Annotated in this window: 24 protein-coding genes and 1 pseudogene; 6 read left to right on the top strand and 19 right to left on the bottom strand. The window is 53.0% G+C overall.

Features of this window, described 5'->3' with window-relative positions:
• Window positions 1-363, bottom strand: a pseudogene (locus P8H26_RS03840) (homoserine dehydrogenase); the annotation flags it as partial.
• A 398-nt stretch (window positions 364-761) separates the two neighbouring features.
• Here P8H26_RS03840 and P8H26_RS03835 point away from each other — a divergent pair.
• From P8H26_RS03835 to P8H26_RS03825, 3 genes are all read left to right on the top strand, one after another.
• On the top strand, window positions 762-2,171 hold the full coding sequence (locus P8H26_RS03835) for a PTS galactitol transporter subunit IIC (RefSeq protein WP_289631523.1): 1,410 nt from the start codon (window positions 762-764) through the stop codon (window positions 2,169-2,171).
• A 72-nt stretch (window positions 2,172-2,243) separates the two neighbouring features.
• Window positions 2,244-2,705, top strand: coding sequence for a PTS sugar transporter subunit IIA (locus tag P8H26_RS03830; RefSeq protein ID WP_289631522.1), 462 nt, complete (start codon window positions 2,244-2,246; stop codon window positions 2,703-2,705).
• Between the two features lie 23 nt (window positions 2,706-2,728).
• A complete protein-coding gene (locus P8H26_RS03825; RefSeq protein ID WP_289631521.1) occupies window positions 2,729-3,016 on the top strand; it encodes a PTS sugar transporter subunit IIB in 288 nt (95 codons plus the stop codon).
• 65 nt (window positions 3,017-3,081) lie between these two features.
• Here P8H26_RS03825 and P8H26_RS03820 read toward each other — a convergent pair whose 3' ends face one another.
• A complete protein-coding gene (locus P8H26_RS03820) occupies window positions 3,082-4,272 on the bottom strand; it encodes a Xaa-Pro peptidase family protein (RefSeq protein ID WP_289631520.1) in 1,191 nt (396 codons plus the stop codon).
• 185 nt (window positions 4,273-4,457) lie between these two features.
• Between P8H26_RS03820 and P8H26_RS03815 the strand changes: the two genes are divergently transcribed.
• Both P8H26_RS03815 and P8H26_RS03810 read left to right on the top strand, forming a co-directional pair.
• Window positions 4,458-5,093: a flavin reductase family protein gene (locus P8H26_RS03815; RefSeq protein WP_289631519.1), complete on the top strand. Its 636-nt coding sequence runs from the start codon at window positions 4,458-4,460 to the stop codon at window positions 5,091-5,093.
• A gap of 4 nt (window positions 5,094-5,097) precedes the next feature.
• Complete coding sequence (locus P8H26_RS03810) at window positions 5,098-5,796, top strand: aspartate/glutamate racemase family protein (RefSeq protein WP_289631518.1); 699 nt, start codon at window positions 5,098-5,100, stop codon at window positions 5,794-5,796.
• A gap of 215 nt (window positions 5,797-6,011) precedes the next feature.
• Here the strand turns inward: P8H26_RS03810 and P8H26_RS03805 are convergent, their stop codons facing one another.
• From P8H26_RS03805 to P8H26_RS03730, 16 genes are all read right to left on the bottom strand, one after another.
• Window positions 6,012-6,995, bottom strand: coding sequence for an ABC transporter ATP-binding protein (locus P8H26_RS03805; protein ID WP_374708212.1), 984 nt, complete (start codon window positions 6,993-6,995; stop codon window positions 6,012-6,014).
• Window positions 6,995-7,993, bottom strand: a complete 999-nt coding sequence (locus P8H26_RS03800; RefSeq protein ID WP_289631517.1) for an ABC transporter ATP-binding protein — start codon at window positions 7,991-7,993, stop codon at window positions 6,995-6,997. The genes P8H26_RS03805 and P8H26_RS03800 overlap by 1 nt, the downstream gene beginning before the upstream one ends.
• A 1-nt stretch (window position 7,994) precedes the next feature.
• A complete protein-coding gene (locus P8H26_RS03795) occupies window positions 7,995-9,509 on the bottom strand; it encodes an amidohydrolase family protein (protein ID WP_289631516.1) in 1,515 nt (504 codons plus the stop codon).
• Window positions 9,506-10,699 (bottom strand): amidohydrolase family protein, encoded by a 1,194-nt coding sequence (locus tag P8H26_RS03790; RefSeq protein WP_289631515.1) that lies wholly within the window; start codon window positions 10,697-10,699, stop codon window positions 9,506-9,508. The genes P8H26_RS03795 and P8H26_RS03790 overlap by 4 nt, the downstream gene beginning before the upstream one ends.
• Window positions 10,700-10,704: 5 nt before the next feature.
• Window positions 10,705-11,652, bottom strand: a complete 948-nt coding sequence (locus P8H26_RS03785; protein WP_289631514.1) for an ABC transporter permease — start codon at window positions 11,650-11,652, stop codon at window positions 10,705-10,707.
• A 9-nt stretch (window positions 11,653-11,661) separates the two neighbouring features.
• Window positions 11,662-12,633, bottom strand: a complete 972-nt coding sequence (locus tag P8H26_RS03780) for an ABC transporter permease (protein ID WP_289631513.1) — start codon at window positions 12,631-12,633, stop codon at window positions 11,662-11,664.
• Between the two features lie 68 nt (window positions 12,634-12,701).
• Window positions 12,702-14,273, bottom strand: coding sequence for an ABC transporter substrate-binding protein (locus P8H26_RS03775; protein WP_289631512.1), 1,572 nt, complete (start codon window positions 14,271-14,273; stop codon window positions 12,702-12,704).
• Window positions 14,274-14,592: 319 nt separating this feature from the next.
• Window positions 14,593-16,158, bottom strand: a complete 1,566-nt coding sequence (locus P8H26_RS03770) for an ABC transporter substrate-binding protein (protein WP_289631510.1) — start codon at window positions 16,156-16,158, stop codon at window positions 14,593-14,595.
• A gap of 191 nt (window positions 16,159-16,349) precedes the next feature.
• Complete coding sequence (locus P8H26_RS03765; protein ID WP_289631508.1) at window positions 16,350-17,036, bottom strand: GntR family transcriptional regulator; 687 nt, start codon at window positions 17,034-17,036, stop codon at window positions 16,350-16,352.
• A gap of 194 nt (window positions 17,037-17,230) precedes the next feature.
• Window positions 17,231-18,265, bottom strand: a complete 1,035-nt coding sequence (locus tag P8H26_RS03760; protein WP_289631555.1) for an ABC transporter substrate-binding protein — start codon at window positions 18,263-18,265, stop codon at window positions 17,231-17,233.
• A gap of 68 nt (window positions 18,266-18,333) precedes the next feature.
• Window positions 18,334-19,458, bottom strand: coding sequence for an FAD-binding oxidoreductase (locus P8H26_RS03755; protein ID WP_289631507.1), 1,125 nt, complete (start codon window positions 19,456-19,458; stop codon window positions 18,334-18,336).
• Window positions 19,455-20,876: an FAD-dependent oxidoreductase gene (locus tag P8H26_RS03750; protein WP_374708211.1), complete on the bottom strand. Its 1,422-nt coding sequence runs from the start codon at window positions 20,874-20,876 to the stop codon at window positions 19,455-19,457. The genes P8H26_RS03755 and P8H26_RS03750 overlap by 4 nt, the downstream gene beginning before the upstream one ends.
• A complete protein-coding gene (locus P8H26_RS03745; protein ID WP_289631506.1) occupies window positions 20,876-21,202 on the bottom strand; it encodes a (2Fe-2S)-binding protein in 327 nt (108 codons plus the stop codon). The genes P8H26_RS03750 and P8H26_RS03745 overlap by 1 nt, the downstream gene beginning before the upstream one ends.
• Before the next feature lie 6 nt (window positions 21,203-21,208).
• A complete protein-coding gene (locus P8H26_RS03740) occupies window positions 21,209-22,003 on the bottom strand; it encodes an ABC transporter permease (protein WP_289631505.1) in 795 nt (264 codons plus the stop codon).
• Window positions 22,004-22,007: 4 nt separating this feature from the next.
• Window positions 22,008-22,889, bottom strand: a complete 882-nt coding sequence (locus P8H26_RS03735; RefSeq protein ID WP_289631504.1) for an ABC transporter permease — start codon at window positions 22,887-22,889, stop codon at window positions 22,008-22,010.
• Window positions 22,890-22,891: 2 nt separating this feature from the next.
• Window positions 22,892-23,938 (bottom strand): ABC transporter ATP-binding protein, encoded by a 1,047-nt coding sequence (locus P8H26_RS03730; RefSeq protein ID WP_289631503.1) that lies wholly within the window; start codon window positions 23,936-23,938, stop codon window positions 22,892-22,894.
• 242 nt (window positions 23,939-24,180) lie between these two features.
• Here P8H26_RS03730 and P8H26_RS03725 point away from each other — a divergent pair, with 242 nt between their 5' ends.
• Window positions 24,181-24,996, top strand: a complete 816-nt coding sequence (locus tag P8H26_RS03725; RefSeq protein ID WP_289631502.1) for an IclR family transcriptional regulator — start codon at window positions 24,181-24,183, stop codon at window positions 24,994-24,996.
• Window positions 24,997-25,043: 47 nt separating this feature from the next.
• On the opposite strand, the gene P8H26_RS03720 is transcribed toward P8H26_RS03725, so the two are convergent.
• Complete coding sequence (locus P8H26_RS03720) at window positions 25,044-25,952, bottom strand: LysR family transcriptional regulator (RefSeq protein ID WP_289631500.1); 909 nt, start codon at window positions 25,950-25,952, stop codon at window positions 25,044-25,046.
• Window positions 25,953-26,072: the final 120 nt, after the last annotated feature.

The following is a 26,072-nucleotide window of genomic DNA, read 5'->3' as shown; positions in this document are numbered from 1 at the left end:
ACCGACAGCAGGTACGCCGGTCGCATCAATCACAACATCAATCAAATCATTTTCAAGAATGAGATTTGCGTTATCAGTAACGGCAACTTTGTGGGCTTCCATAGCCGCAGTCAGCTCAGAAGCGGTATTCGCTTCACGGCCATGACCACTTTCCTGAAAAGCAATATCAACCGCCTTCAGAGCATTCGGCACACGCAACTCAGAAATCGCGCCAATCTCAATGCCCGGCATATGTGCAACGCGGGTAACGATATCCGTTCCCATTTCACCGGATCCGATCAGGCCGATGCGAATTGGCCTGCCGGTATCAGCGCGGGCTTTCATATCACGGGCAAGCCCTGTCAGTGCAACATTGGTCGTCATGAGATCCTCCTGAAAACGTTCCGGATTGCACAGAAGCAGTCCGCCGCTCCATCTGAATTTATCAGCTTACCTAATCGGGTATTGAACATTTGTATCCAAGTCAAGACCTCTGTTCAATTTGATCATAATAAAACCGGCCCAATGTGCTTCAGCTCTGCCACGCCTTAACGGTAAAAACTCTGAAGATTTGACCTCTCAATTACCTCCAAACAGGTCACGCACATAAATTTTGGTCTCTTGAGCGCAAAAACCGTGCTTTTTGGCATCAAATTATGCCGACCACTTTTGCCCCGATTGACTTGGATATAAAATTCGCGGATAGACTTTGGTATTAAGCAGAAAACAAATGTTGTATTATAAAATACCAACCGCTTACATATCCCGGGAGGCATGGAGATATGAATGAATTCCTTAGTGGCCTGAAATCTGCGATTGATACGCTGGGACCTACGGTTCTGCTGCCAATTGTGATCTTTATTATCGCCGTCATTCTTGGTGCAAAGGTCGGCAAAGCATTTCGTGCAGCCGTCACCATCGGCGTTGCCTTTATCGGTATTAATCTGGTGCTTGGCCTGATGTTCACCTCTATCGGTGAAGTTGCTCAGGCAATCGTCACCAATACCGGCATCAAGCGCGATATTGTTGATGTGGGCTGGCCTTCCGCTGCCGCCATTGCCTTTGGCTCTTCTGTCGGCCTCTGGGTTATTCCGGTTGGCATCATCGTCAATATCGTGCTGCTCCTGCTGCGCTGGACACGCACACTCAATGTTGACGTGTGGAACTTCTGGCACTTTGCCTTTATCGGCTCGCTCGTCGTCGCTGCGACTGACAATCTGGCCTATGGTATTGCCATTGCCGCTCTGGTTGCCGCGCTGTCGCTCTTGTTTGCCGACTGGTCAGCACGCGCTGTTCAGCAGTTCTATGATGTACCGGGCATCTCGGTTCCGCATATTGCATCAGCACAAATCCTGCCGATTGCTATTGTTGTGAACTGGGTTCTTGATCGCATTCCGGGCATCAACAAAGTCAATATCAGCACAGAAACCATTGAGCGTCGTTTCGGCGTCTTCGGTGAGCCGGTTGTTCTCGGCCTGATCATCGGTCTGGTTCTGGGAACCATCGCCTTCTACAATGCCGGTGATTTCGGCACTGTACTGGCCAAAGTTCTCGGCACAGGTATGACACTGGCCGCTGTAATGTTGCTGCTGCCGCGCATGGTAAAAATCCTGATGGAAGGTCTGCTTCCGGTATCCGATGCCGCTCAGGAATTTGTGCGTAAACGCACCGGCGACCGTGAACTGCTCGTCGGTCTCGATTCAGCAATCCTGATCGGTCATCCGGCTGCGATTTCTTCGTCGCTGATCCTTGTGCCGATTGCGATCCTGCTGTCTGTTATCCTGCCGGGTAACCGCGTTATCCTGTTTGCTGACCTTGCAGTTATTCCGTTCATCGTGGCGCTCACCGCTCCGCTGCTGAAAGGCAATGTGTTCCGCATGGTTATTGTCGGCACGATTACGCTGGCAATCGGCTTCTATGTCGCCAATGCTCTGGCACCGCTGTTCACCAGCGCTGCGGTCTCTTCAGGCTTCAAACTGCCGGATAATGCCCTGCAGATTACTTCAGTAGTCGACGGCTTCCTGTGGATTCCATATGTCATCATTGAAGCGATCCAGTGGCTTGGCGCTGCCGGTATCGGTGTGCTGGCTGTGGTTGTCGCCGCGCTGTTCGTTCTCTACCGCCGCAATACGCTGGCCTGGGAACGTGCTGCCGGTGCTGCTGATGAACCTGCAGAACAGACTGCGGGCTAACAACAACCTGAAGCATTTACCCCGCTCTTTGCGGGGTAAATGCACAATACTCATACAAAACGGAGAAAAAAGATGGCAGACAGCCTCTTCAATTCCCTCACACCAGACGCAATTTTGCTCGGCGTTGAGGCAAAAACCAATGAGGAGGTTATCCGTCTCCTTGCAGACCGGCTCCACACACTTGGCTATGTCAAAGACAGCTATGCTGATGCCGTTGTGAAACGTGAGCAGTCAATGCCAACCGGTTTGCCGCTGGAGCGTGAGGATAATGTTGCTGTCCCCCATACTGATCCGGAGCATGTGCTGAAAGCGGCGATTGCGATGGCCACGCTGAAAACACCGGTTGATTTTGCGAATATGGAAGATCCGGATGAGACTGTTGCCGTTGGCACTGTGTTTCTGCTTGCCATTAATGACAAGGATAAGCAGATTGAAACGCTGCAATCCATCATGGGCGCAATTCAGTCACCGGAGATTCTCGATGGTCTGAAACTGGCTCAGACAACAGATGATCTTAAAGTATTGCTCGGTTAATTTATGTTATAAGGAACACTCCTATGGCCAAACAGAAAACCATTCTTTTTGCCTGCGGCACAGGTATTGCCACCTCAACAGCTGTGAATGCCGCTGTAACCGAGGAAATGAAAAAGCGCGGCCTGACTTTCAACGCCCAGCAGGCCAAGGCCACCGAAGTGCCTTCTCTTGCCGATAATGTTGATTTTATCGTCTCCACCACACCGATTTCCGCTTCTGTTACCAAACCGGTTATCAAAGGTTTGGCCTTTCTGACCGGGATCGGAAAAGACAAAATTCTGGATGAAATCGAAGCAGAATTGCGCAAATAATTCGCACTGCTGAAGTAACAAAAAGCCGCTCAGAATTTGAGCGGCTTTTTTCGTATCATATCATCTCACGCGAATGGCTGTGTGATGCTGAAGGCTGGCTCAGTGAACCATTCCGCACCCTGCTCTGTCATATAGAAATGATCTTCCAGCCGAACACCGAATTTTTCCGGCACAACAATCATCGGCTCGTTGGAAGCACACATACCTGCCTGTAAAACAGTTTTGTTGCCGCGCACCAGATAAGGTGCCTCGTGAATGGTCATGCCGATGCCGTGACCGGTACGATGCGGCAGACCCGGCAACTGATAATCCGGCCCCAGACCGTGACGTTCCAGCACCACACGCGCTGCATCGTCCACTGCGCCACAAGTGACGCCGATTTTGGCAGCAGTAAAGGCCGCGAGCTGAGCCTCTTTCTCAATATCCCAGATACGCTTCTGCTCGGCATCCGGCGTACCGAAAATATAGGTGCGGGTCAGATCGGAATTATAACCCTGCACCAGACAACCGGTATCGACCAGCACCATGTCATTTTCTGCCAGCACATCATCCTGCGGCAGGCCATGCGGGAAAGCAGTAGAGCGGCCAAACTGCACGGCACAGAAAGTGCTGCCGTTGCTGCCGATCGCCTTATGCGCTTCATGAACAAAACTACGCACGGTGCTGGCTTTGATGCCAACATGCAGGATGCGGGATGCGCGGCGCAGCACCTCCAGCGTCATCTGCATGGCCTGTTTCATGATTGCGATTTCAGCCGGTGACTTGATACTACGACAACCATCAATAATCGCCGTTGCATCCTGCAACTCAACAGAAGGTGCGGCTTTACCGATGCCGCTCGCCATGCCGAATGGCAGCGCCGGATCAATAGCCAGAACCTTACAATTCTCGTCTTTCAGGATTTGCGCCACGAGCTCAGACGGGCTCTCATGCTCTTCCCAGAGGCGGATACGTGCATCCATAATCCGCACGGCTTCCAGCGATCCCGCTTCAAAAGCCGGACAGATCAGATAGGGCTCACCTTTCAGTGGCAAAACCATCGCCACCAGACGCTCGATCATACCCCAGCCGATACCGGTGAAATAGTTCAGGCTGGTGCCTGCGCCAACGATCAGCGCATCTGCACCGCTCTCCGTCATCAGTCTGCGGGCTTTCTCAATGCGCTCCAGCCGCTCAGCGACTGATATTGCCGGTGCAATATCAGTCCACGGGCGAATTGCACCAAGCTCTGTTGCATAATCAGAACCACCAATCATCGGTCAGACCTTCCGTAGTTTCAGAATTTGCAATCTCATATATCAGCTTCATTTCACCGAATACAGCAGATTTCTTTTCTTTAATTGCAAACAAAGGTAGTTATTATTGACAACATATTTGTAGACAATATTTGCAAATATCCTTAAGTTGATACGACTCCACATGATATAAACAGGGGACGTGAATGGATTTCGACTTCACGCGTATGGATCCGCAAGACCGCTACAGACTGCTGACAAATTTTGTCGGCCCACGTCCGATTGCACTGGTCACAACCCGTGCGGAAAACGGGCAGGACAATGCTGCACCGATGAGCTTTTTCAACGTTTTTTCCCATGATCCGGCGATTGTCATTCTCGGTATTCAGACAAGGCAAGACGGACGGGAAAAAGACACGGTTCTCAATATCCGCCGCACACAGGAATTTACCGTAAATATGGTGGATATGGCGCTTTCTGATGCCATGCTGGTTTGCGGCCTCGGCTTTGAGCCGGATGTTGACGAGGTGGCAATGGCCGGCCTGTCATCGCAGGAAGGTGCACAGGTTTGCTCCCGTTGGCTGCCCGCTTCCCCCTGCTCGATGGAATGTCGTGTGGAGCGGCTGATTGATTATGAGCGCCGTGTGATTGTGCTTGGCGAGGTTGTGCATATGCATGTGCGCCGTGACTGTTTGGATGAGGCAGGCCGTTACGTCAATCCGGACACCTATCAGCCAATCGCCCGCTTGCATGCCGATAATTACATCGCATCCGATAACCAGTTTGTTCTGAAATCGCCAGGTCTCGATGCATTCTGTGACCGTCTGACCAATAAAGGCTAAGCCCTTGCGCATACTTCTTATCAACCCGAACTCCACCCAATCCATGACCGATCAGGCAGAACGCAGCGCCCGCCGCGCCGCGCTGCCGACCACTGCCATTGAAGCGATTAGCCCGACCGATACACCACGCAGCATTGAAGGTCATGCCGATGAAGCAATGGCTGTTCCTTCCATGCTGCAGCTGATCCGCGAGGGTGAAGCGAAAGGTTTTGCTGCCTATGTCGTTGCCTGCTTTGACGATCCGGGATTGGACGCCGCGCGTGAAGTTGCCGGAGGGCCGGTTTTCGGCATTTGTCAGGCCGCCGTGCAGGTTGCCATGACCATTTCAAAACGCTTTTCCGTCGTCACCACCCTGCCCCGCTCCGTACCGATCATTGAGGATCTGGTGCAGGAATATGGCGCAACCCATCATTGCCGCCGCGTGCGCTCGATTGATATGCCGGTGCTGGCTCTGGAAGAAGATGCCTGTCACACGGAAGAAATGCTGGTGCAGGAAATCGAGCGCGCCAAGAAGGAAGACCATGCTGAGGCGATTGTGCTCGGCTGTGCCGGTATGTCTGAATTGTGCGAGCGGCTGGAGCAGCGCTGCGGTCTGCCAGTGATTGACGGTGTGACAGCCGCTGTCAAACTCGCGGAGGCCTATGTCAGCGCCGGATACCGCACTTCCAAAGCCGGTGCCTATGATTATCCGCGTGTAAAATAACCATACCATCACCGCTATTAAAAAGCCTCCGGCCAGCAATGTCCGGAGGCTTTTTAATTGTCCACAGCATAAAATGTTAGAGCGACCTTTGTGCGCCAAGAGGGCGCACGGCGCTCTAAAAAACAAAAGACGACAGAGTGACCTCTGCCGCCTTTTGCCGGATGGTGCCGGAAGCATAAAACTTCCGGCACGGAGGGTTCTTCTAAATTTAAACCTTAAATCTCGCCGATGCGGTGACAGGCAACACGGCTGCCATCATCATAGGCTTTCATTTCCGGTTTTGTTGCCGAGCAGCGGCTGTCGGCGAAGGCACAACGCGGATGGAACGTGCAACCTGAAGGCGGTTTCAACGGACTTGGCACTTCACCGCCGCCGATCACACGGTCACGATGCGGCTCGGCAATATTCGGGATCGTTTCCAGAAGCAGCCGTGTGTAAGGATGTTTCGGATCGGAAAACAAAGTTTCCGTATCCGCTTCCTCAACAATCCGCCCCAGATACATCACCGCAATGCGATCCGACATATGGCGGACAACGCTCATATCATGGCTGATGAACAGAAAGGTCAGGCCGAGCTCATCCTGAAGCTTGCGCATCAGATTGAGGATTTGCGCCTGTACGGAAACGTCCAAAGCCGAGGTCGGCTCATCGCAAACCAGAAATTCCGGTTCACCGGCAAGCGCACGGGCAATAGAAATACGCTGACGCTGACCGCCGGAAAATTCATGCGGGAATTTTTTGCCGTCCGATGGCGCAAGGCCAACGATTTTCAGCAGTTCTTCCACACGGTCATTGATCTCGGCTTCGGTCTTGCGCAGCTTCAGTTCACGCAGCGGCTCAGCAATAATGCTGTGCACCCGCCAGCGCGGATTGAGGCTGGCATAGGGATCCTGAAAGATCATATGCGCCGACAGCGGCGCACCGTTTTTGGACGGAGCAAAACGGATTTCACCATTGCTCGGGCGATAAAGACCGGTCACCAGACGCGCCACGGTGGACTTACCACAGCCGGACTCGCCAACGAGACTTAAACACCCACCTTGCGGCACGCTGAAACTGATATCATTCACCGCATGCAGCATCTGGCGCGGTTTGCGCTCGATTACACGGTTTAGCCACGGTGCGGAAACATCAAAGCAAATGCTTAAATCTTTGACTTCAAGAGCGGCAGTTGTCTGTTTCATAGCAATATCACTCATCAGGCAGCTCCCGCATTGAGCCAGCAAGCGCTGACAGTTGCATTGGCACCATCGGCAACCGGCATCAGATCTGGCCGCTCTTTATGGCAACGATCAAAAGCCTTCACACAGCGCGGATTAAAAGCACAACCGCTCGGAATAGCATCGAGACGCGGCATGGAACCGTCAATCTGGTTAAGCCGTTCCACGCGTTTGCCCAGCGCCGGAATGGAGCTCATCAGACCACGCGTATACATATGGCTCGGATTTTTCAGCACGGTTTCAACTGGCCCGTTTTCCACCAGCCGTCCGGCATACATCACCGCCACACGATCAGCAGTTTCCGCAATCACGCCCATATCATGGGTGACCAGCATCACCGCTGTGCCATGTTCTTTGCAGAGACGGCGCAACAGCGAAGTGATCTGTGCCTGAATAGACACGTCCAGCGCGGTTGTCGGCTCGTCCGCAATAATCAGCTTTGGTTCTGCGGCCAGTGCGAGTGCAATCACCACGCGCTGACGCATACCACCGGAGAACTGGTGCGGATAATGATTGAAGCGATCTTCCGGTGCCGGAATACCCACTTCCTTCAACAGTGAAATCGCCCGTTCCTGTGCCTGTGTACGGTTTAAGGCTAAATGCTGAGTAATCGTTTCAACCAGCTGTGATCCGATGGTGAAAAGCGGGTTAAGCGATGTCAGCGGATCCTGAAAAATCGCACCGATTTCACGGCCACGAATTTTCTGCATTTCTTTATCGCTGAGATTATCAATCCGACGACCATTGAGAAACACTTCACCACCGGCAATATGCCCCGGCGATTCAAGCAAGCCCTGCACGGCCAGACCGGTCATAGATTTACCGGCACCGGATTCACCAACCACACCGAGAATTTCACCCGGCATAATCGACAGGCTGACATCGGACAAGGCGGTTAATGTGCCGCGTCTGCCCGGAAAATCCACCCGCAGGTTTTTGACCTCAAGGGTCGGTTTATTGGAAGAGGCTTCTGCCATATTATGCTTCCTCTCCATGCTTACCTGCCAGCGGATAGCTCGGCGGGAAAATCTCTGATACCGGAGGATTGTTGTAAGAACGCTCCGGATATTTAGCGATCAGGCCATCATATTGTGCCTGTGCCTCCGCGCGGGCTGCCTGCATATCAATGCCTGCAACTTCGCCGTGGCGCATCGACAGCCGGCCATCGACAAACACCGCCTTGGTGACTTTGCCGGAACCGCCGGTGACCAGCGTGGTGATCGGATCAATACTCGGCGCCATGAATGTGTCATCAAGACCAAACACGGCAATATCCGCCTTGGCACCCGCCTGCAGGCGGCCAAGATCATCACGATCCAAAGCTTTGGCACCGCCCAGCGTGGCTGCGTCAAACAGATCAGCGCAACGGATGCTTTCCGGCGTGCCGTCACTGATACGGCAGGTAATCAACCCGATCAGCAGGTTCATCAACATATCGGGCGGTGTGGTGTCGGTGCCCATAGCAATATTGATGCCGCGTTTTTTCACACTGGCAAAAGATTTCAGTATGCTGCCGCCACGGGCTGAAACCAGCGGACAATGAATGATCGACACATTATTCTGCGCGTAAAGTGTCAAGTCTTCATCGGTTGCATTGGTGGCATGAGGGGCAATAATCCGGTCATTGAGCACGCCAAAACTGTTGAGCCAGACCGGCGCAGTGGTGCCGTGAAGACTGCGCACGGTTTCCACTTCCATCTGACCCTGCGCCATATGCAAACGGATTTTACAATCCAGCTCACGCGCCACATCCTGTGTGCGTTTCAGCAGGTCAGCGGTGCAGGTTTCCACGCGATCCGGCGCCAGCATACCACGCACCAGATCACCATGACGGCCATTCTGACGGGCGATATAATCAGCTGCATCTTTGAGACCGGCAAAACCGCGCTCTTCGTTAAAGACCGGTACAATTTTGCCCGGTTCCGCTAGCATCATGCCGCCGGAGCGGTAAGCAGGGCTTAAATAAACGCGCAGACCCAGATCACCGGCCGCATCCGCTGCGGCATCAAACTCTGCAACAGTTTCACCCCATTCACGGTAGAACAGCGAGGCAATTGGTGCCGCTGTGGTGATACCGTTTTGCAGGAGCTGACCGAATGCAAAGCGCTTCTGGAATGCCAGCTCGGCCTCACTGTACATTTCATAAGGGCCACTATCGATATAGGATTTCGGCCAGACACGGCCTTTCGCCCAGCCCGGATGATGGTCGATACCGAGAATGGTTGTATCGAGATCGGACAGCGCATCAAGATCAATCAGACCTGGGCTGATAAGCGCATTGCCGAGATCAATGCGGCGGGCAACTTCACCGGCAAAATCGTGACCGACAAACAGCACCGTGCCGTCTTCGATCACCACTTCACCGTTTTTATACAGGCGATGCTGGCCATCAATATGCCCCAGCACCCATTGTGCTGTGAGCAGTGTGCGCCCGCTCGGACGCGCACCTAGTTTCAGGCTCTCAAGTGCAGTGAATTGTGTCTTGTCCGTCATGGCATTTCCACCACTGCTTTACCGTTACGAGCAGTGACACGACCGCCTTTGACCACCAGCGGGCGCGGCGCAACATCAACCACCGCATGTGCCAGTGTCTGACCGGTGAGCAAGGTCATATCGGCCTTGCAGCCAACATCCAGACCGTAATCTTCCAGCTGCATCACATCAGCGCCGCCCTGCGAGCAGATATGCAGCACATGTTCCAGATCGACATCACGGCGCAGGCCGTTCTTCATGCCAATCACTTTGGCACGGTCGATCATATCCGGCTGACCCCACGGGCCCCATGTATCGCGGATACCGTCACAACCGGCACCCATGCGGATGCCTGCTTCTTTGAGGCGCAGCACGGACGGCACCGGAACAGAAGGTGCGCCGGTGGTGAGAATGGCGACATCCAGCTCACGAAGCTCCTCAAGCAGAGCCGAAACGCGCAGATAATCATTCGCACCGAGCGTGAAAGCATGGCTGATTGCGACTTTGCCCTGCATGCCATTGGCGCGGATGCGCTCAAAAATCAGCTCCATGGTGAAAGCGCCGAGTTCTCCCATTTCATGGAGATGAATATCGATCGGCTTGCCATGTTTAACAGCCAATGCAAAAAGTGCATCCAGCTGGCCTTTCGGATCACGGTCGATGCCGCAAGGGTCGATACCGCCCAGCACTTCGCAGCCCTGTTTCAGCGCTTCATCCAGCAATTCCAGTGTACCCGGCATCACCATCAGGCCGGACTGCGGGAAAGCAACGATTTCGATATCGATCAGGTCTTTGAGTTTCTCGCGGGTTTCAAACACACCTTCGAGAATTTTCAAACCGTGGGTCGTATCAATATCCACGTGGCTGCGGATATGGCTAGAACCGTGAGCAATCAGGCCAATGGCATGGCGCATGGATTGCACATGCGGATCAAGACCGATTTCGAGACGCATTTCGCGTTCAAAATCAATACGCTCACGCAGAGAAGCCTGCTTACCATTCACATGCCAGTCCAGACCCCAATTGGTTTTATCCAGATGGGTATGGGCATCAATCAGACCAGGGATAACGATATGTCCCTGACCATCTTCAACAGCCACACCTTCCGCACTGAGGTTTGTGCCATATTCAGCGATACGGCCGTTGCGGATCAGAATATCAGTGGCGGCACCGGCATGAGGGCGTACATTGCGCAACAAAAGATCAGACATAAAACTTACCTCAGTTTTGGATTGAGAGCATCGCGAAGCCAGTCGCCGAGCACGTTAACGGCAACAACCAGCAGGCAGAGCTGCAGAACAGGGAAAACGGTGATCCACCACAGACCGGAGAACAGGAACTGATTACCAAGACGGATCAGTGTGCCAAGGCTCGGCTGGCTCGGCGGCATGCCGATACCAAGGAAGGAGAGCGTGGCTTCGGTGAGGATCGCCATGCCGAAATTGAGCGTTGCCGCCACAAGGATCGGCGTCAGCGTATTCGGCAGAATGTGATACATCATGATGCGGCGTGCAGGCACCTTGAGCAGACGTGCAGCCTGAACATATTCCTTGGAGCGCTCAACAATCGTCTGCGCACGCACGGTACGGGCATATTGCACCCAGCCGGACAATGTGATCGCCAGCACCAGAACACCGGCAGCCGCATAGTCACGCAGATCGGCAGGCAGCATCTGGCGCACCACGGCGCTGACCAGAATAGCGATCAGAATAGTCGGGATCGACAACAGCACATCACCGATACGCATCAGCAGATTGTCGATAATACCCTGCATGTAACCGGCGATCAGACCAAAGCTTAAGCCCACGATCAGCGACAGCACAACGGAAGCCACACCGATCAGGATGGAAATACGCGAGCCATAGAGAATGGCCGAGAGAATATCGCGTCCCTGTGTGTCTGTGCCCAGCAGATAAGGCCACTGGCCATCCGCATTCCAGATTGGCGGCAGTTCGGAATTCCACAGATCAAGCTGCGCCGGATCGAACGGGTTTTGCGGCGCGATCAGCGGTGCTGCAAAAGCGGTCACGATCATGAAAAACAGCAGAAAGGCTGCAATCATTGCTGGTTTATTGCGGGTGAATGACCACCAGAGATCGCTGTCACGCATACGCTGCCAGCGGGTTTGCGGTTTCACAATCGGGGCGTTTATTTTGTCTGTCATGAGAGCCCCTTAGCGTGTAGCGGCGCGCAGGCGCGGATCAATCACAGCATAGGTGATATCAACCAGCGTATTCAGCGCAACAAAGATGAAAGAAACGATGCAGAGATAGGCCGCCATCACTGGAATATCGATGAATGTCACCGCCTGAATAAACAGCATTCCCATGCCCGGCCACTGGAAAACGGTTTCCGTAATCAGTGCGAAGGCAATCAGCGAACCGACATTCATCGCTGTCATGGTCACAACCGGCATCAGGCAGTTGCGCAATGCATGGCGGAAATAGATGCGGTAGCGCGGAATACCACGGGCGCGGGCAAATTTAACAAAATCAGAGCGCAGGGTTTCCAGCATTTCAGCGCGCACCAGACGCATAATCAGCGTAATCTGATAGAGCGACAATGCAATGGATGGCAGGATCAGCGCCAGTCGTCCTGAATGGGTGAGAAAACCGGTTGACCACCAGCCAAGCTGCACCACATCGCCGCGCCCGAAAGCCGGTAACATGCCAAGGCTTACAGAAAATACAAGGATCAGCAAAATACCGACCACAAAACTCGGCAAAGACACGCCGATAATCGAGGTGAACTGAAACAGCTCCGTATACCATTTACCGCGATGGATGGCGGTAATCACCCCCATCGGAATGCCGATAATCAGCGACAGCAGCGTGGCGACAATCACCAGTTCCATCGTTGCGGGAAAGCTCTCGGCGATCAGCCCAAGCACTTCCTGACCGTTACGGTAGGAAATACCGAAATTGCCCTGAACAGCATCGCTGACAAATCGCGCATATTGCGTGATAAAGCCATCGTTCAAACCCAGCCGTTCCCGCAGATTGTCACGGTCGATCTGGCTCATCTGTTCATTGGCCATCAGTTCAACAGGATCGCCCGCAAAACGGAAAATCATGAAAGCCAGCAATGCAACAGTGAGCATAACCATCGCCGCATTTGCCAGTCGCTTGATTATAAATACAAGCATTCAGTTCCCTCTCCCAAGGATAATCACGCTATGCCGCAATCTGCATGATCGCGGCATAGCTAAATTTGTTATTTCTTCAAAACAGTCAGCCAATGACGCGGTTTGTTATCCGCCTGCTGGACTACGTTTTCCACTTTGTCGGTCATCACCCATGCAATCGGCTGCTGGTGCAGCGGCAGCTGAATGATTTCCTTCTTCACGATTTCCAGCGCCTGTGTTTGCAAGGCCAGACGCTTGTCACGATCCATTTCCGTGGAAGCGGTTGTCACCAGCTTATCCAGTTCCGGATAGGACCAGCCACCCCAGTTGAACACACCGGAAACACCGGACTTACTCTGGATGACCTGCATCAGGATGGAATAGCTGTCGAGCATCGGCTCATTCGCCCAGCCGAGAATATAGGCATCGGCCTGACCGGCAGTACGCTTCGGTGCCTGAACAGCTGTCGGCCCGATATCCAGTGATGGTTTGAAACCGGCGCGGGTCAGCATGGAGATCATGCCGTTGCACAGTTCTTCTTCGTTCAGATAGTTTTCATAGGTACAAACCAGCGTGAACGGGAAACCTTCCGCACCGTTTTCCTTCAAAAGCGATTTCGCTTTATCCAGATCATAGCCGTAGAGCGTATCCAGTTCTTTCGTATAGCCCGGAATTTCCGGTGCAATGATCGTACCGGCATTGCGGGATTTATCGCGCATAATGCGCTTTTTAATCAGATCCATATCCAGCGCATGGGCAAAAGCCTGACGCACGCCCAGCTTATTGAACTGGTTTTCATCGCCGTTGTGCAGTTTCTCACGACGCTGGAAACCAACAAAAACGGTACGCAGATCGGTGCGTTCCAGCAGGCGCAGACCAGGAGATGAGGCAAGACGCGCTAGATCCTGTGTCGGTGCGGATTCCGAGAAGTCCACATCGCCGCCAAGTAGCGCTGCGACACGGGTTGCAGCAGAGGTAATCGGGGTAAATTCGATCTTGTCGATATTGTGCTGCGGCTTATCCCACCAGCCCTCATGCTTGACCAGAATGGTTTTGCTGTCCGGTACGCGGCTTTCCAGCTTAAACGGGCCGGTGCCATTGGTGTTATAGGTCGCATAGCCTTCCTTCTGCCCGCCCACATCTGTCGGCAGCAGAGAATCGTTTTTCACCATCCAGTCTTCATCAAAAATATGAATATTGGTCAGGTCGTTGAGCAGCAGCGGATAAGGCCCTGTCAGCTCAATATCGATTGTATGATCGTCAACGATTTTAGCGGATTTATAGGCAGGCAGATTACCACGCAGTGGCGATGTCGGGTGGCTCACACGAGTGAGCGATGCCATCACGTCTTTGGCAGTAAAGTCTGCACCGTCGTGGAACTTCACATCTTTGCGCAAGTTAAAGCGCCATGTGTTTTCACCCACAACTTCCCAGCTTGTTGCCAGTGCAGGCTCGATCTTCAGATCGGCATTATAGCGCACCAGACCTTCATAAATATGGTTGAGAAACGCAATCGTGTAGCTGTCGCCGTAGGAATAAGGATCCATTGAATACACATCATGCGAGGCACCCCAGCGCAGGGTCTCAGCAGATGCAACATGTGCAGTATGGCTCAATGCAAAAACCATCAGACCCGCAAGGATCGACTTTCTGAATTTCATTGTTTTTTCCCCGATTATCCAGAGCGACACGCTCTGATTTTTATTTATTGGCGCATGCTGCCCTCGGAAAACCGGCCTCCACTTCTCCGAGACATGCTGAACCCGACCTTCACTCTTAATGGCATCTTGACCGGCAAGAATGAGTTTGTGGAATTCACGGTTCATTGTCAACTAAATTGTCTACATAATTTTTAACAACCCACTAAATGAAATACGCATCGCGCATTATTTTCTTTAAATACCTCATTCAAAAATGAAAAAACGCCTGCATGTGGTCCATACAGGCGTTGTAAATGTCGGGAATAGAAAGGAAATCTGCTTATTTAGTAATACGTGTCAACCAATGGCGCGGCTTATTGTCTGCACGAATGGTGACATCTTCCACTTTCTTAGTCATCCCCCAAGCCATCGGCTGCTGATGAAGCGGAACCATAATGACTTCAGATTTAACAATACCAAGGGCTTCAGATTCCAAAGCCAGACGCTTGTCGCGATCCAGTTCAAGCGCCGCCTTTTCAGTCAGCGCATCGAGTTCAGGATAAGACCAGCCGCCGTAATTCGCTACACCGGCCGCGCCTTTGCGCGATGACAAGACCTGCACCAGAATGGAATAGGCATCCAATGTCGGTTCATTCGCCCAACCGATCATGAACATATCGGATTTACCACTGGAGCGTTTCGGTGCCTGCACAGCACGCGGTCCGATATCCAGTTTCGGCTTCAGGCCGACACGGCTCAGCATGGTCACGATCACCGAGCAGACATCTTCTTCATTCACGCTCTCATCATTCATGCAGAGATAGGTGAATTCAGTGCCGACAGCACCGGCTTCTTCGAGCAATTTCTTCGACAATTCCGGATCATATTTGGTCGGAATATCCAGCTCTTTCGTATAGCCCGGAATTTCCGGCGCAACGACTGTACCGGCCGTATGGGTCATGCCGCGCATTACACGCTTTGCCAGCAGATCACGGTCAATCGCATGGTCAATTGCCTGACGCACGCGAATATCGTTGAAGAAGTTATCGCGGCCGTCTGCCAGTTTTTCCTTGCGGTTAAACACCAGATTAATGGTGCGCAGATCAGGACGCTGCTCCACACGAACATTCGGCGTGCTTTCCAGACGCTTCACATCCTGCAACGGCACACCGTCTACCAGATCAATCTCACCGGAAAGCAGCGCTGCTACGCGGGTTGCAGGCGATGCAATCGGCGTGAATTCAATACGGTCGAGATTGTGCTTTGGTGTATCCCACCAGCCGTCATGCTTGACCATAATGGTCTTGCTGTCCGGCACGCGGCTTTCCAGCTTGAACGGGCCAGTACCATTGGTGTGGAAGGTTGTGTAACCCTCAACCTGACCACCAACATCTGTCGGCATTTCAGAATTATTCTTCACCAGCCAGTCCGCATCGAACATGAAAATATTGGTCATGTCGTTGAGGAAAAGCGGGCTTGGCGAAGAGACTTCAATATCAACGGTGTAATCATCAACAGCCGTTGCACCGACAAATAGCGGAATATTACCGCGCAGTGGTGAAGACGGATGGCTGACGCGCTTCATGGAAGCGAGAACATCGGCAGAGGTGAAATCGGAACCGTCCTGAAATTTCACACCTTCGCGCAGCTTGAAGCGCCAGACTTTATTGTCGATCAGCTCCCAGCTTGTCGCCAGCGCAGGCTCGACAACAAATTCAGGCGTATAGCGTACCAAGCCTTCATAAATATGGTTCAGGAACGCCAGATTGGACGTACTGCCATAGGAATATGGGTCAAGTGAGAAAATATCGCGTGCGCCGCCCCAGCGCAGCGTTTCAGCAAAAGAAGCTGTGCTGATACAGGTCGCAACCGTGCATAATAATAGTTTTTTCAGTAGTGAAGTCATAGTCGTCCCTCTCGCCGACAGATAACCGCATCCTCCTTCTCCTCAGACCGGAGGGTGCAGAACAGGATTGGGACGATGTTTTATGCAGACATAATTGTCAACATATTTGTCATCAAATATTATAAACAATACAAAAAACTCCGGTAAACCTTTGGGTTTCCGGAGTTAAACTTTGTCGATAAAAGCTAAAATCAGAGCAGTGCAGCGCGCAGATTAGAGGCCTGATCTTTATCGTCTTCCAATTCCAGCTCGCATTCCACACGGTCGAGATGCTCAATCACGGCTTTGATCGCAACTTGCGTATCACCGCGAGCAATATGCTCGACTATCGCCTGATGCTCATCCGGCCCGCAATTATGCAAATGGCGCGAGCGATAAACGGCCGTAATCAGCGATGTGCGCGAAATCAGATCTTTGACAATACCATAGAGGAAAGATGACCCTGCAAGCTCTGCCAGCAACAGATGGAAACCACCGGACAGACGAATAATATCTGTGCGATTGCCCTGCCGGTCGGCATTGCGCTCTTCTTCCACATGCGCATTCAACCGCTGAACATGCTCTTTATTGATATTCTCACACAGGCGCTCAACAACCCGATGCTCAATGGCTCGGCGGGCATAGAACACATCGCGCGCTTCTTCCACCGATGGTTCGGAAACAAATGCACCGCGATTGGCCTGAATTGTCACCAGTCCTTCACGCTCAAGTGTTGCCAAAGCCTGACGGATACGCGCACGGCTGACATCAAAAATCTCGGCCAGCTCTTCTTCTTTTAAACGTGTGCCGGGCTTCAGCCGCCGCTCGGCGATAGAGAGCCATATCCTGTCAAATATCTGACTTGCCGGCGTAGCCTGGGCACTTTCTGCCTTGGACATGGAAACTCCCGTTATTTCACTTATCTCTCATCGTATCAGGCATGCATAGTCTTGCTCTGTTTAAATATTTTCGAGAGAATGTCGACATGATTGTTCTGAATGTCTGACAAATAGGTGTAAATATCAAGAAGGTAAAATAAAAGCCCGCGATCAGAGAGCGCGGGCTTTTACATTACAGATCAGACAAGTGCTGATTAACGCTCAATTGTGCGGTTCCAGCGGCTGTTCCACTCCTGACGGTTTTTGTTGACCGCATCCCAATCCAGAACATTTGCAGTTTCCATGTAGCCACGGAATGCTGTGAGCTTGGCAGCAGCAGCTTCCGTACCGGCTTTGGCATTCACGTTCGACGGAATGATATTGCCATTGTCGAGTGCAAGGCTCTGTGCATCGGCAGACAGCAGATACTGCGCCAGTTTCTGGCTCAGTTCCGGCTCGCTATTCTTGGCAATCACGCACTGGGTCACAGCGAGGACAACCGAACCTTCTTTAGGCTGGGCATATTCCACCGGAATACCCTTGTCCTTCAGATTGTTCACACCGGTTGGTGTCAGCGGGAAGATTGCAGCTTCGCCGGTCTGCACCATTTCAGAGATTTTGGCAGAGCTTGGAATGAACTCGATCACATTCTTGCCGATGGTGTCGGAGAATTTCTCGAAACCCGGCTCGACATTGTTTTCATCACCGCCCTGAATACGGTTAAACATCAGGAATGCGTGCAGGCCAAAGCTGGAAGCCGAAGCGGACTGGAACACAACCGCATTGGCAAATTTAGGATCAGCCATATCCATCCATGAGGTTGGCGCTGCCCAGCCTTTTTCATCAAACAGCTTTTTATTATAGGCAAGACCCGTCATGCCCATATCAACGCCGATCGCCATATCGTCTTTCATGCGCGCTGCAGGCTGAATTTCTTTCAGCACCGGAGCATCGGCAATCGGCTGACACAGACCACCACCGATAGCGCGTACCATCACACCGTCATCGAGCAGCATAACATGCATCTGCGGATTGTCTTTTGCAGCGGTTGCCTTGGCCAGAATATCGGCCGAAGTGCCCGGAACCACAACAACTTTAACATTGTTGGCTTTTTCAAAAGGCGGCAGAACATGCTCGGTATAAGCACGTTCAAAGTTACCGCCATTCATGCCGATATAGAGCGTTTTGGTTTCTGCCTGCGCAACACCTGATGCAACAGCCACAGCACCCAGAGCCAAAGCGGAAACCATAGTTAGCTTGTAATTCATTTCATATTACTCCCATTATGAAGATTAAAGATTGCCTTATCCGCCTGTTGTCAGGCAGGAAGGTTATGAAAACGATCGATGCTAAAAGCCCCGATCGGTATGTCGCTCCGGCCTTGTGTTACCAGATCACACAGCACCGACCCGACCGCCGGTGCGGTCTGAAAACCGGCACCACAAAAACCGAAAGCGTGGAAAAGTCCGTTCACCTTGGAACTGGCAGAGATCACCGGATTACCATCCGGCATTTCAGCCTCAGTGCCGGACCAGAAGCGGATAACATGGGCATGTTCCAGATGCGGAAACAGCGCAATTGCCCGCTGCATCACCGATGAAGCGGCAGTCACCGAAGGCCGTGAATAATCCGGATTATCCAGCACAATGCCGCGTCCGCCGCCCATCACATAATTACCGCGTGTGACCTGACGGCCATAGAAACTACCGCCCTCTTCGCCCATGCTCATTGGCAGGCGATAGGGCAGCGGTTCTGTCACCACCATCGACGGATAGATTTTCTTGAGCGGAACGCTTTCACCAAACTGGCTGGCAAACTGATCCGACCATGCACCGGCGGTATTGACCAGCTGGCGGCAACGGATTTCCGTATCCTCATCGGCCTGCAACACAAAACCATTGCCAGTACTGACCGCCTGATGCACCGGCATATGCTCCAGCACGGTGGCACCGGCAGCGCGGGCTGCACGGGCAAAGGCCGGAGAAACCAGACGCGGATTGGCATGGCCGTCATCATGGCACAGCGATGCTCCGGCAACATCGCCGGTCAACCACGGGAAACGTGTTTTGACAGTCTTGCCGCTGATGAGCTCCAGCTCCAGACCATGCGGACGCACACGCGCAGCATAGGTTTCCAGCTTGGCGAAATCTTCTTCTGTGCGCGCCAGTTTCAAATGGCCGCAACGCTGATATTCACCATCAATGCCGATCAGTTCCGGCAGGCGAGCCCAGATCTCATGGGAAAGTGCGGCCAGAGGCAATTGCTCGACACCACGCCCCTGACGACGCACGCCGCCATAATTGACGCCACTGGCCTGCGCCCCGCAGAAGCCCTTATCCAGCAAGATCACCGAGAGACCGGCCTTGCACATCGCCAGTGCCGCAGAGCTACCGACCAGACCGCCACCTATAATCGCAACATCCGCTTCCAGACGTCTGGTCATGACACCACCTCGTCTTCAGAAGTTGCCTGCTGCATCGCGCCGAAGCCAAGCGGCACCGGTTTCACCGGCGCTTGTGCACGCAGTCTTCCGATTTCAGATGCATCAATTTGTAATTGCGATGACAGAAGTTCCGTGGCCGCAGCGTTACACATACGCCCCTGACAACGCCCCATGCCAACACGGCTCAGGGCTTTCAGACGGTTGATCTCGCGGATACTGCCGCCGCTGATCGCATTCAGCGCCTCGCCCACAGTGATTTCCTCGCAGCGGCACAGAGTGACCTCCGGGCTGACAGTCTCAAACCAATCGCGCGGAAACGGAAAGGCTTTTTCCAGCAAATCGCGCTCGGTGATGATCTTCTGATGCATTTTTTGCAGAGCATTGATACGCACTTCATCAACGGGAAGTCCGCACTTCTGCACCAAAGCCAAAGCGCCCATTTCACCGGAGATTTCCGCTGCATCGGCACCGGCAATGCCGCTGCCGTCACCGGCAAGGTAAATGCCCTGTTCACTGCTCTGCCCCTGTGCATCACGCACCGGCAGCCATGCTCTGTCGCGGCTGTTGAATTCAAAGGCACAACCGGCGAGATCAGCCAGCTGTGTTTCAGGACGCAGCGCAAAACCATAGGCCACTGCATCGCAGGCCAGAGTTTTGACCTCGGACTTGCCCTGAATATGATAGCGGATGCCCTCAACATGGGTTTTGCCGACAATGCTGTCAGGACGTGCATTATAAATGGTTTTCACACCGGCAAGACGCAATTGCATGGCATAGAACATACCAAGCGCCACAATGCGCGGTGCATGGAGTGCCAGTTGCGCCAGATGCAATTTGGCTTTGAAAGGCGCCGTATCCAGCACAGCAACAACCTTGGCACCGGCTTTCATATATTGCCATGCTACCAGATAAAGCAGCGGCCCCGAGCCCATGAATACCAGCTTGTTACCGATGGTCACGCCCTGCGCTTTCAGTGCCGTTTGCGAGGCCCCGAGCGTATAGACACCGGGTGTTGTCCAGCCGGCAAAGGGCAGAACACGATCTGTCGCGCCAGTTGCCACAATCAGCTCAGAACATTCGATGCGGCGGTAGGTGCCATTGGAGATCACATCGAGAAAACGTGTGTCGCCGCTTGGCGAAATATTCCACACCAGCGTTTCCGGATGATAATCAATTGCCGATCTCAGCGCTTCAAATGTCTCATGCAGCGCTTTGGCTTTTGACGCTTCCGAACCGTAGCGCTTGGCATAGGAACGGCCATCATCAATCAGAGGCTGACGATAAATCTGTCCGCCTGCGCGCAACCCCTCATCCAAAACAACAGGACGCAAACCAGCCTTGACCAGCACTTCCGCCGCACGGATGCCCGCAGGCCCTGCTCCGATAATCACCGGCTGTAAATCGGCTTTGGCCATCATCACACTCCGGTTTCCGCAGGCATGGCTGTTACAAAACGCATACCTTCCTGCAACGGCGTGGTGCAGGCACGAAGGCGCTGCCCCTCTTCCGTCATAACATAGCAATCCTGACAGGCACCGATCAGGCAGAAACCGGCACGGTTCTCACCGGTGAACTCGGTTTGGCGCACATGAGACGCCACCGCCATAATAGCAGTCAGCACCGTGTCGCCGAGGCGTCCGACCTGCGCAACACCGTTCAGTGAAAAGCCGACCGGCTTTTCATCCTGACGGTAGCGGCGGTGAAACTGCCCGCCGCTATGTGAAGTTTGCGTTTGAGCACTCACTGCGGATCAGCCTTTTCCGACCAGAATACGATCCAGACCAAACAGGCGATCCAGAATGACCATCGCAACCGTTGCCACAAGGATCATCAGTGCAGAGACCGCAGCCATCATCGGGTCAATCGACTCGCTGGCATACATATACATGCGCACCGGCAGTGTGACTGTTGACGGCGAGGTCACGAAGATCGACATCGTCAACTCGTCAAAACTATTGATGAAAGCCAGCAACCAGCCACCGCTCACACCCGGCAACAACAATGGCAGAGTGATACGCTTGAACACAGTCCATTCACCGGCACCCAAAGTGCGGGCAGCATTTTCCGCATTGCGATCCATACTGCTTAATGAGGCCAGCACCAGACGCAGCGCATAAGGCGTGATGATAATCGCGTGCGTTGCCACCAGCCAGAGGAACGAACCGCTCATGCCCATCAGCGAGAACAGACGCAGGAAGGCAACGCCGAGCACCAGATGCGGAATAATCAGCGGCGACAGGAACAGCGCATTCAGCGCATCACGCCCCGCAAAGTCATAACGGCTGATCGCCAATGCTGACGGCACGGCCAGCAGCGTGGAAATCGTGGCCGCCAGAAACGCCAGTTTCAGACTGTTCCCGAAGGATGTCATGAAATCATTATGCTTGAACACCGCCTCGAACCAGCGCAGCGACAGGCCGTTCCAAGGCATTGTCAGCGTGTTTTCCGGTGTGAAGGCAACAAGGCAGACCACCACCATCGGCGCCAGCATGAAGATGACGACAAGGCTGTGAAAAATCAGAGCAACAGGACCATTTTTCTGCATGATATTACCCCAGCTTCCGTTTGGCCTGACCTTCAATCATACGATTATAGGCAATCATGATGATGAGGTTTGCGACGAGAACAATGATGGCAATGGCAGCGCCAAGCGGCCAGTTCAGCTCAATCATGAACTCGTCATAGACAACGGTTGCAGCCATTTTCAAACGGCGGCCACCGAGCAAGCCGGGAATAGCAAAAGAGCTTGCCGACAAGGCAAAGACAATCAGGCTTCCGGAGAGAATACCGAGCATGGCCTGCGGAAACACGATACGGCGCAGGGCCGTAAAGCGGGAAGCACCAAGGGTCAATGCTGCGGCTTCCACCGTCGGGTCAAGCTTCTGCAACACTGTCCAGACCGGAATAACCATGAATGGCAGCATGATATGCACCAGACCGATAACAATCGCGGTTTCTGTATAGAGCAGCTGCACCGGCTCAAGTCCGACCGTTGTCAGTGCGCCATTAATGAAACCGTTGCGCCCTAAAATCATGCTCCAGCCGAAAGTACGCACAACAACAGAAACCAGCAGCGGGCCGATAATCACCAGCAGGAAAATTGAGCGCCAAGGAGAGCGCATATTCGAGAGAATATAGGCTTCCGGCACACCGATCACCATGGCAATCACGGTTGTGATCAGCGCAAGACGCAAGGTGCGCCAGAAAATCGACAGGTAATAATCATCCTGCAGCACTTGCGTATAGTTGTGCAGGGTGAAGGTGTTTTGGATGCCGGTATCGTAATTGTAGCTGTTGAACGACAGAATGACTGTCAGTGCCAGCGGCAACAGCACAAGACCGATGAAAAGCAGCGTTGCAGGACCCGCCAGAAACAGCGGGGCGCGGCTGCGCTTTTCGTTAATTTTCACATCAGGAGTGGTTGCGCTCATGGTCAGGCCGCTCCGCCTGCAAGCATCCGGCAATCTTCATGCTGCCAGACCAGACCAACGGTTTCGCCTTCCGCAGGCGGTGGTGTGCCGACATTCGGCAGCGAGACAGACAGAAGACCTGCCGGCGTATTGACTGTTACAAACCACTGGCTACCCATAAAATAACGGGTGGCAACAGCGCCATCCACATGACCGGCACCGGCCGTGGTAAGATTCAGTTTTTCCGGGCGGATGAACAGCGAAACCTTGTCGCCGCTCACAGCCTGCTCCGGTTTGAAGCGTATCGCAGTATTTTCAATCGCCAGCATATCCGCTTCAACTTGCGCACTCAGGAAGTTGGATTTGCCGACAAAGTTGGAAATGAAATCATTCCGCGGATGTTCATAGAGTTTATAAGGCATATCAACCTGCGTGATATTGCCCTTTTCCATCACCACTATGCGATCACTGATCGACAGCGCTTCCGCCTGATCGTGGGTCACCATGATTGTGGTAATGCCGACGGCACGCTGAATGCGGCGCAGTTCAAACTGCATTTCTTCACGCAGCTGCGCATCAAGATTGGACAATGGCTCATCGAGCAACAGCACCGGCGGATTGATCACCAATGCACGGGCAATCGCCACACGCTGACGCTGACCGCCAGACATTTCACGCGGATAGCGATCTGCCAGTGCGGAGAGATGCACGAGAGCCAGCGTTTCTTTTACGCGCTCATCGCGTTCCGCTTTTGGCACTTTGCGCATTTCCAGACCAAAGCTGACATTCTGCGCAACGGTCATATGCGGAAACAGCGCATAACTCTGAAACACCACGCCGAGCTGGCGCTGTGCCGGAGCCGTATAGGTAATGTCGCGACCATCCAGCGTGACAGAACCGGCACTTGGCGTCACCAGACCGGCGATCATCTGCAATGTCGTCGTCTTGCCGCAGCCGGAAGGGCCGAGCAGAGAGATAAACTCACCTTTTTCCACAGCCAGATCGAAATCTTTGACCGCTGTGAATTTTCCATAAATTTTGGAAACCTGTTTCAGGTTTAAAAAGCTCATGCATACCTCCCTGAGCAGTACCGGCATTTCTGGGCTGCGGGTTATTGGTCGTTCACCGCTCTTTGGGTCGTCTGTTTTAAGGCGCGTCTGCAACCAGAACGTGAGGACAGTTTTTACCTTCGGCGGAATTTATCCAATAATTGACAGAACTTTTGCGAATTAGACAAATTCTATTTTCTATTGCGAAATTTTTTGTGTAGTTTAATCCACAATACGGAATTAACGCATTTAAGAGTCGCGCTATGAGTGAAAATACGAAATCCTCTGTGAATACCAGCCTCACAAAAGCCATCCAGATTTTAAAAGGGCTGGCCGCACATTCACGGGACGGAATGCGCCTTATTGATCTGGCGCGCGAACTGGACCTCAGTCAGCCTTCCGCCCATCGCCTGCTCAAAAGCCTGATCAGCGAAGGACTGGTTGAACAAATCAACGACAAAAAATCCTACCGCCTCTCGCTGGATTTTTTCTGCATTGCTGCACAAACCCGTCAGCGTGACGGTATACTGGATTTTGCACGTCCGGCACTGCTACGTCTGTCAGCGACATTTAATGACACTGTGTTTCTGCTGGTGCGAAACGGTTTTGATGTGGTGTGTCTTGACCGCGTTGAGGGGCCGTTTCCGATCCGCTCATTTACCGGCGATATCGGCGGCAAGGTTCCGCTCGGCATTGGGCAGGGCAGCATTGCCATTCTGGCTTTTCTGCCGGAGGAAGAGCGCGAGGCGATTATCCGTTTCAATATGCCGCGCATTCTTGACCGTGCAGCGATTGATGAAGTTGATCTGCGCATTATGATTGACAGCGTAAGACAGACCGGTGCGGCGCATATGAATTTTGAGATGATTGAAGGCATGGCAGGGCTGGGCGTACCGGTACTTGACCAGAACGGCGTGGCGGTTGCGGCGCTGAGCATCGGCACGCTTGCCTCACGCCTGACAGAACAGCGCCAGCGCACCATTGCCGATCTTTTGCAGAAAGAAGCCGCGCTGATCTCCAGCAAACTCAATCCGCTTGATCCGACATTGCGTTATCCAAGTCAGGCATTGTCACGATAAATCATTCACCGCTGCATCTTGCAAGGATGCAGCGGCTGCACAAAAGCTCAGCCGAAAAGCTCCGGCACATCCTGCTGCTTGCGCCGCAGAGCAACTTCTCTGAGCAACCAGTCGAGAAAGTCCTTTGTCACCGGCTTGGTACGAAACAGCTCTTCCGGACACACGAACTGGTAAGTTTCCTGCGGTTCAAAACAATGTTCCGATACCAGAAACATCTGGCCGGTCTTGAGTTCCTGCTCAACCAGTGCCTGATCAATCAGCGCCACGCCCTGCCCTTCTTTCACTGCTTCCAGAATAATATGCTGGTCGTCAAAAATCAGATCTTGCTGGCTGTGGCCAAGCATCAGGCCGGATGTGGCAATCCAGCTTTGCCACTCGGAAACAGAACGATAATGCAGCCGGTTGCTGCATAATAATTCAGCCGCACTCGTATAATGATTACGGATCGCAGCGCCGCAAACCGGCACCAGTTTTTCGCGCAACAGTTGTTTGGAGAATTTTCCGGTAACACTGCCCAAACGATAATCAATCACAATATCCGGCTGGCCAGATGCGGGCACATTGGTATCCAGATGCGACAGATGCAGTTGCAAGCCCGGATGCTGCGCCAGAAACTCTGAGATACGCGGCGCAATGATCTTCATCGAGAAAAACGGCCCGACTTTAACACGCAAGATTTTCTGCGCCGTGCGCGGGCTGATATGCCGGATTGTTCCCGCCAGATCATCAAAAGCCCGCTGACAGGCGCTAAACAGCAAACTGCCTTCCTGTGTCAGCTCCACACCATGCTGCCTGCGGAGAAAAACGCGCAAACCCAGATAGTCTTCCAGCAAGCGTATCTGATGGCTGACCGCCCCCTGCCCGACACATAACTCATCTGCCGCTGCCGTGAGGCTGCCACAGCGGGCAGCAGCTTCAAACGCACGCAATGTCTTCAGTCCGGGTAAATCACGCATCTGCCATCCTGCCGATATTGATTCAGATATGAATTATTTCGATACCTTACGTCAATTCTTTCACATTGCATACAGGTTTCAAATCCAGCATGCTCACTATTAAAGCAAGTTATAAAAATA

This window comes from Pseudochrobactrum sp. sp1633 (assembly GCF_030376605.1).
Classification (GTDB): domain Bacteria; phylum Pseudomonadota; class Alphaproteobacteria; order Rhizobiales; family Rhizobiaceae; genus Pseudochrobactrum.
The sequence above is the reverse complement of the archived record's forward strand: the minus strand, read 5'-3'. Positions and strand labels throughout refer to the sequence as shown.

Bases quoted from the DNA above. Each gene is read 5' to 3' on its own strand.
- P8H26_RS03835 (WP_289631523.1), top strand. From the start codon at position 762: ATGAATGAATTCCTTAGTGGCCTGAAATCTGCGATTGATACGCTGGGA.
- P8H26_RS03830 (WP_289631522.1), top strand. From the start codon at position 2,244: ATGGCAGACAGCCTCTTCAATTCCCTCACACCAGACGCAATTTTGCTC.
- P8H26_RS03825 (WP_289631521.1), top strand. From the start codon at position 2,729: ATGGCCAAACAGAAAACCATTCTTTTTGCCTGCGGCACAGGTATTGCC.
- P8H26_RS03820 (WP_289631520.1), bottom strand. From the start codon at position 4,272: ATGATTGGTGGTTCTGATTATGCAACAGAGCTTGGTGCAATTCGCCCG.
- P8H26_RS03815 (WP_289631519.1), top strand. From the start codon at position 4,458: ATGGATTTCGACTTCACGCGTATGGATCCGCAAGACCGCTACAGACTG.
- P8H26_RS03805 (WP_374708212.1), bottom strand. From the start codon at position 6,995: ATGAGTGATATTGCTATGAAACAGACAACTGCCGCTCTTGAAGTCAAA.
- P8H26_RS03800 (WP_289631517.1), bottom strand. From the start codon at position 7,993: ATGGCAGAAGCCTCTTCCAATAAACCGACCCTTGAGGTCAAAAACCTG.
- P8H26_RS03795 (WP_289631516.1), bottom strand. From the start codon at position 9,509: ATGACGGACAAGACACAATTCACTGCACTTGAGAGCCTGAAACTAGGT.
- P8H26_RS03790 (WP_289631515.1), bottom strand. From the start codon at position 10,699: ATGTCTGATCTTTTGTTGCGCAATGTACGCCCTCATGCCGGTGCCGCC.
- P8H26_RS03785 (WP_289631514.1), bottom strand. From the start codon at position 11,652: ATGACAGACAAAATAAACGCCCCGATTGTGAAACCGCAAACCCGCTGG.
- P8H26_RS03780 (WP_289631513.1), bottom strand. From the start codon at position 12,633: ATGCTTGTATTTATAATCAAGCGACTGGCAAATGCGGCGATGGTTATG.
- P8H26_RS03775 (WP_289631512.1), bottom strand. From the start codon at position 14,273: ATGAAATTCAGAAAGTCGATCCTTGCGGGTCTGATGGTTTTTGCATTG.
- P8H26_RS03770 (WP_289631510.1), bottom strand. From the start codon at position 16,158: ATGACTTCACTACTGAAAAAACTATTATTATGCACGGTTGCGACCTGT.
- P8H26_RS03765 (WP_289631508.1), bottom strand. From the start codon at position 17,036: ATGTCCAAGGCAGAAAGTGCCCAGGCTACGCCGGCAAGTCAGATATTT.
- P8H26_RS03760 (WP_289631555.1), bottom strand. From the start codon at position 18,265: ATGGTTTCCGCTTTGGCTCTGGGTGCTGTGGCTGTTGCATCAGGTGTT.
- P8H26_RS03755 (WP_289631507.1), bottom strand. From the start codon at position 19,458: ATGACCAGACGTCTGGAAGCGGATGTTGCGATTATAGGTGGCGGTCTG.
- P8H26_RS03750 (WP_374708211.1), bottom strand. From the start codon at position 20,876: ATGATGGCCAAAGCCGATTTACAGCCGGTGATTATCGGAGCAGGGCCT.
- P8H26_RS03740 (WP_289631505.1), bottom strand. From the start codon at position 22,003: ATGCAGAAAAATGGTCCTGTTGCTCTGATTTTTCACAGCCTTGTCGTC.
- P8H26_RS03735 (WP_289631504.1), bottom strand. From the start codon at position 22,889: ATGAGCGCAACCACTCCTGATGTGAAAATTAACGAAAAGCGCAGCCGC.
- P8H26_RS03730 (WP_289631503.1), bottom strand. From the start codon at position 23,938: ATGAGCTTTTTAAACCTGAAACAGGTTTCCAAAATTTATGGAAAATTC.
- P8H26_RS03725 (WP_289631502.1), top strand. From the start codon at position 24,181: ATGAGTGAAAATACGAAATCCTCTGTGAATACCAGCCTCACAAAAGCC.
- P8H26_RS03720 (WP_289631500.1), bottom strand. From the start codon at position 25,952: ATGCGTGATTTACCCGGACTGAAGACATTGCGTGCGTTTGAAGCTGCT.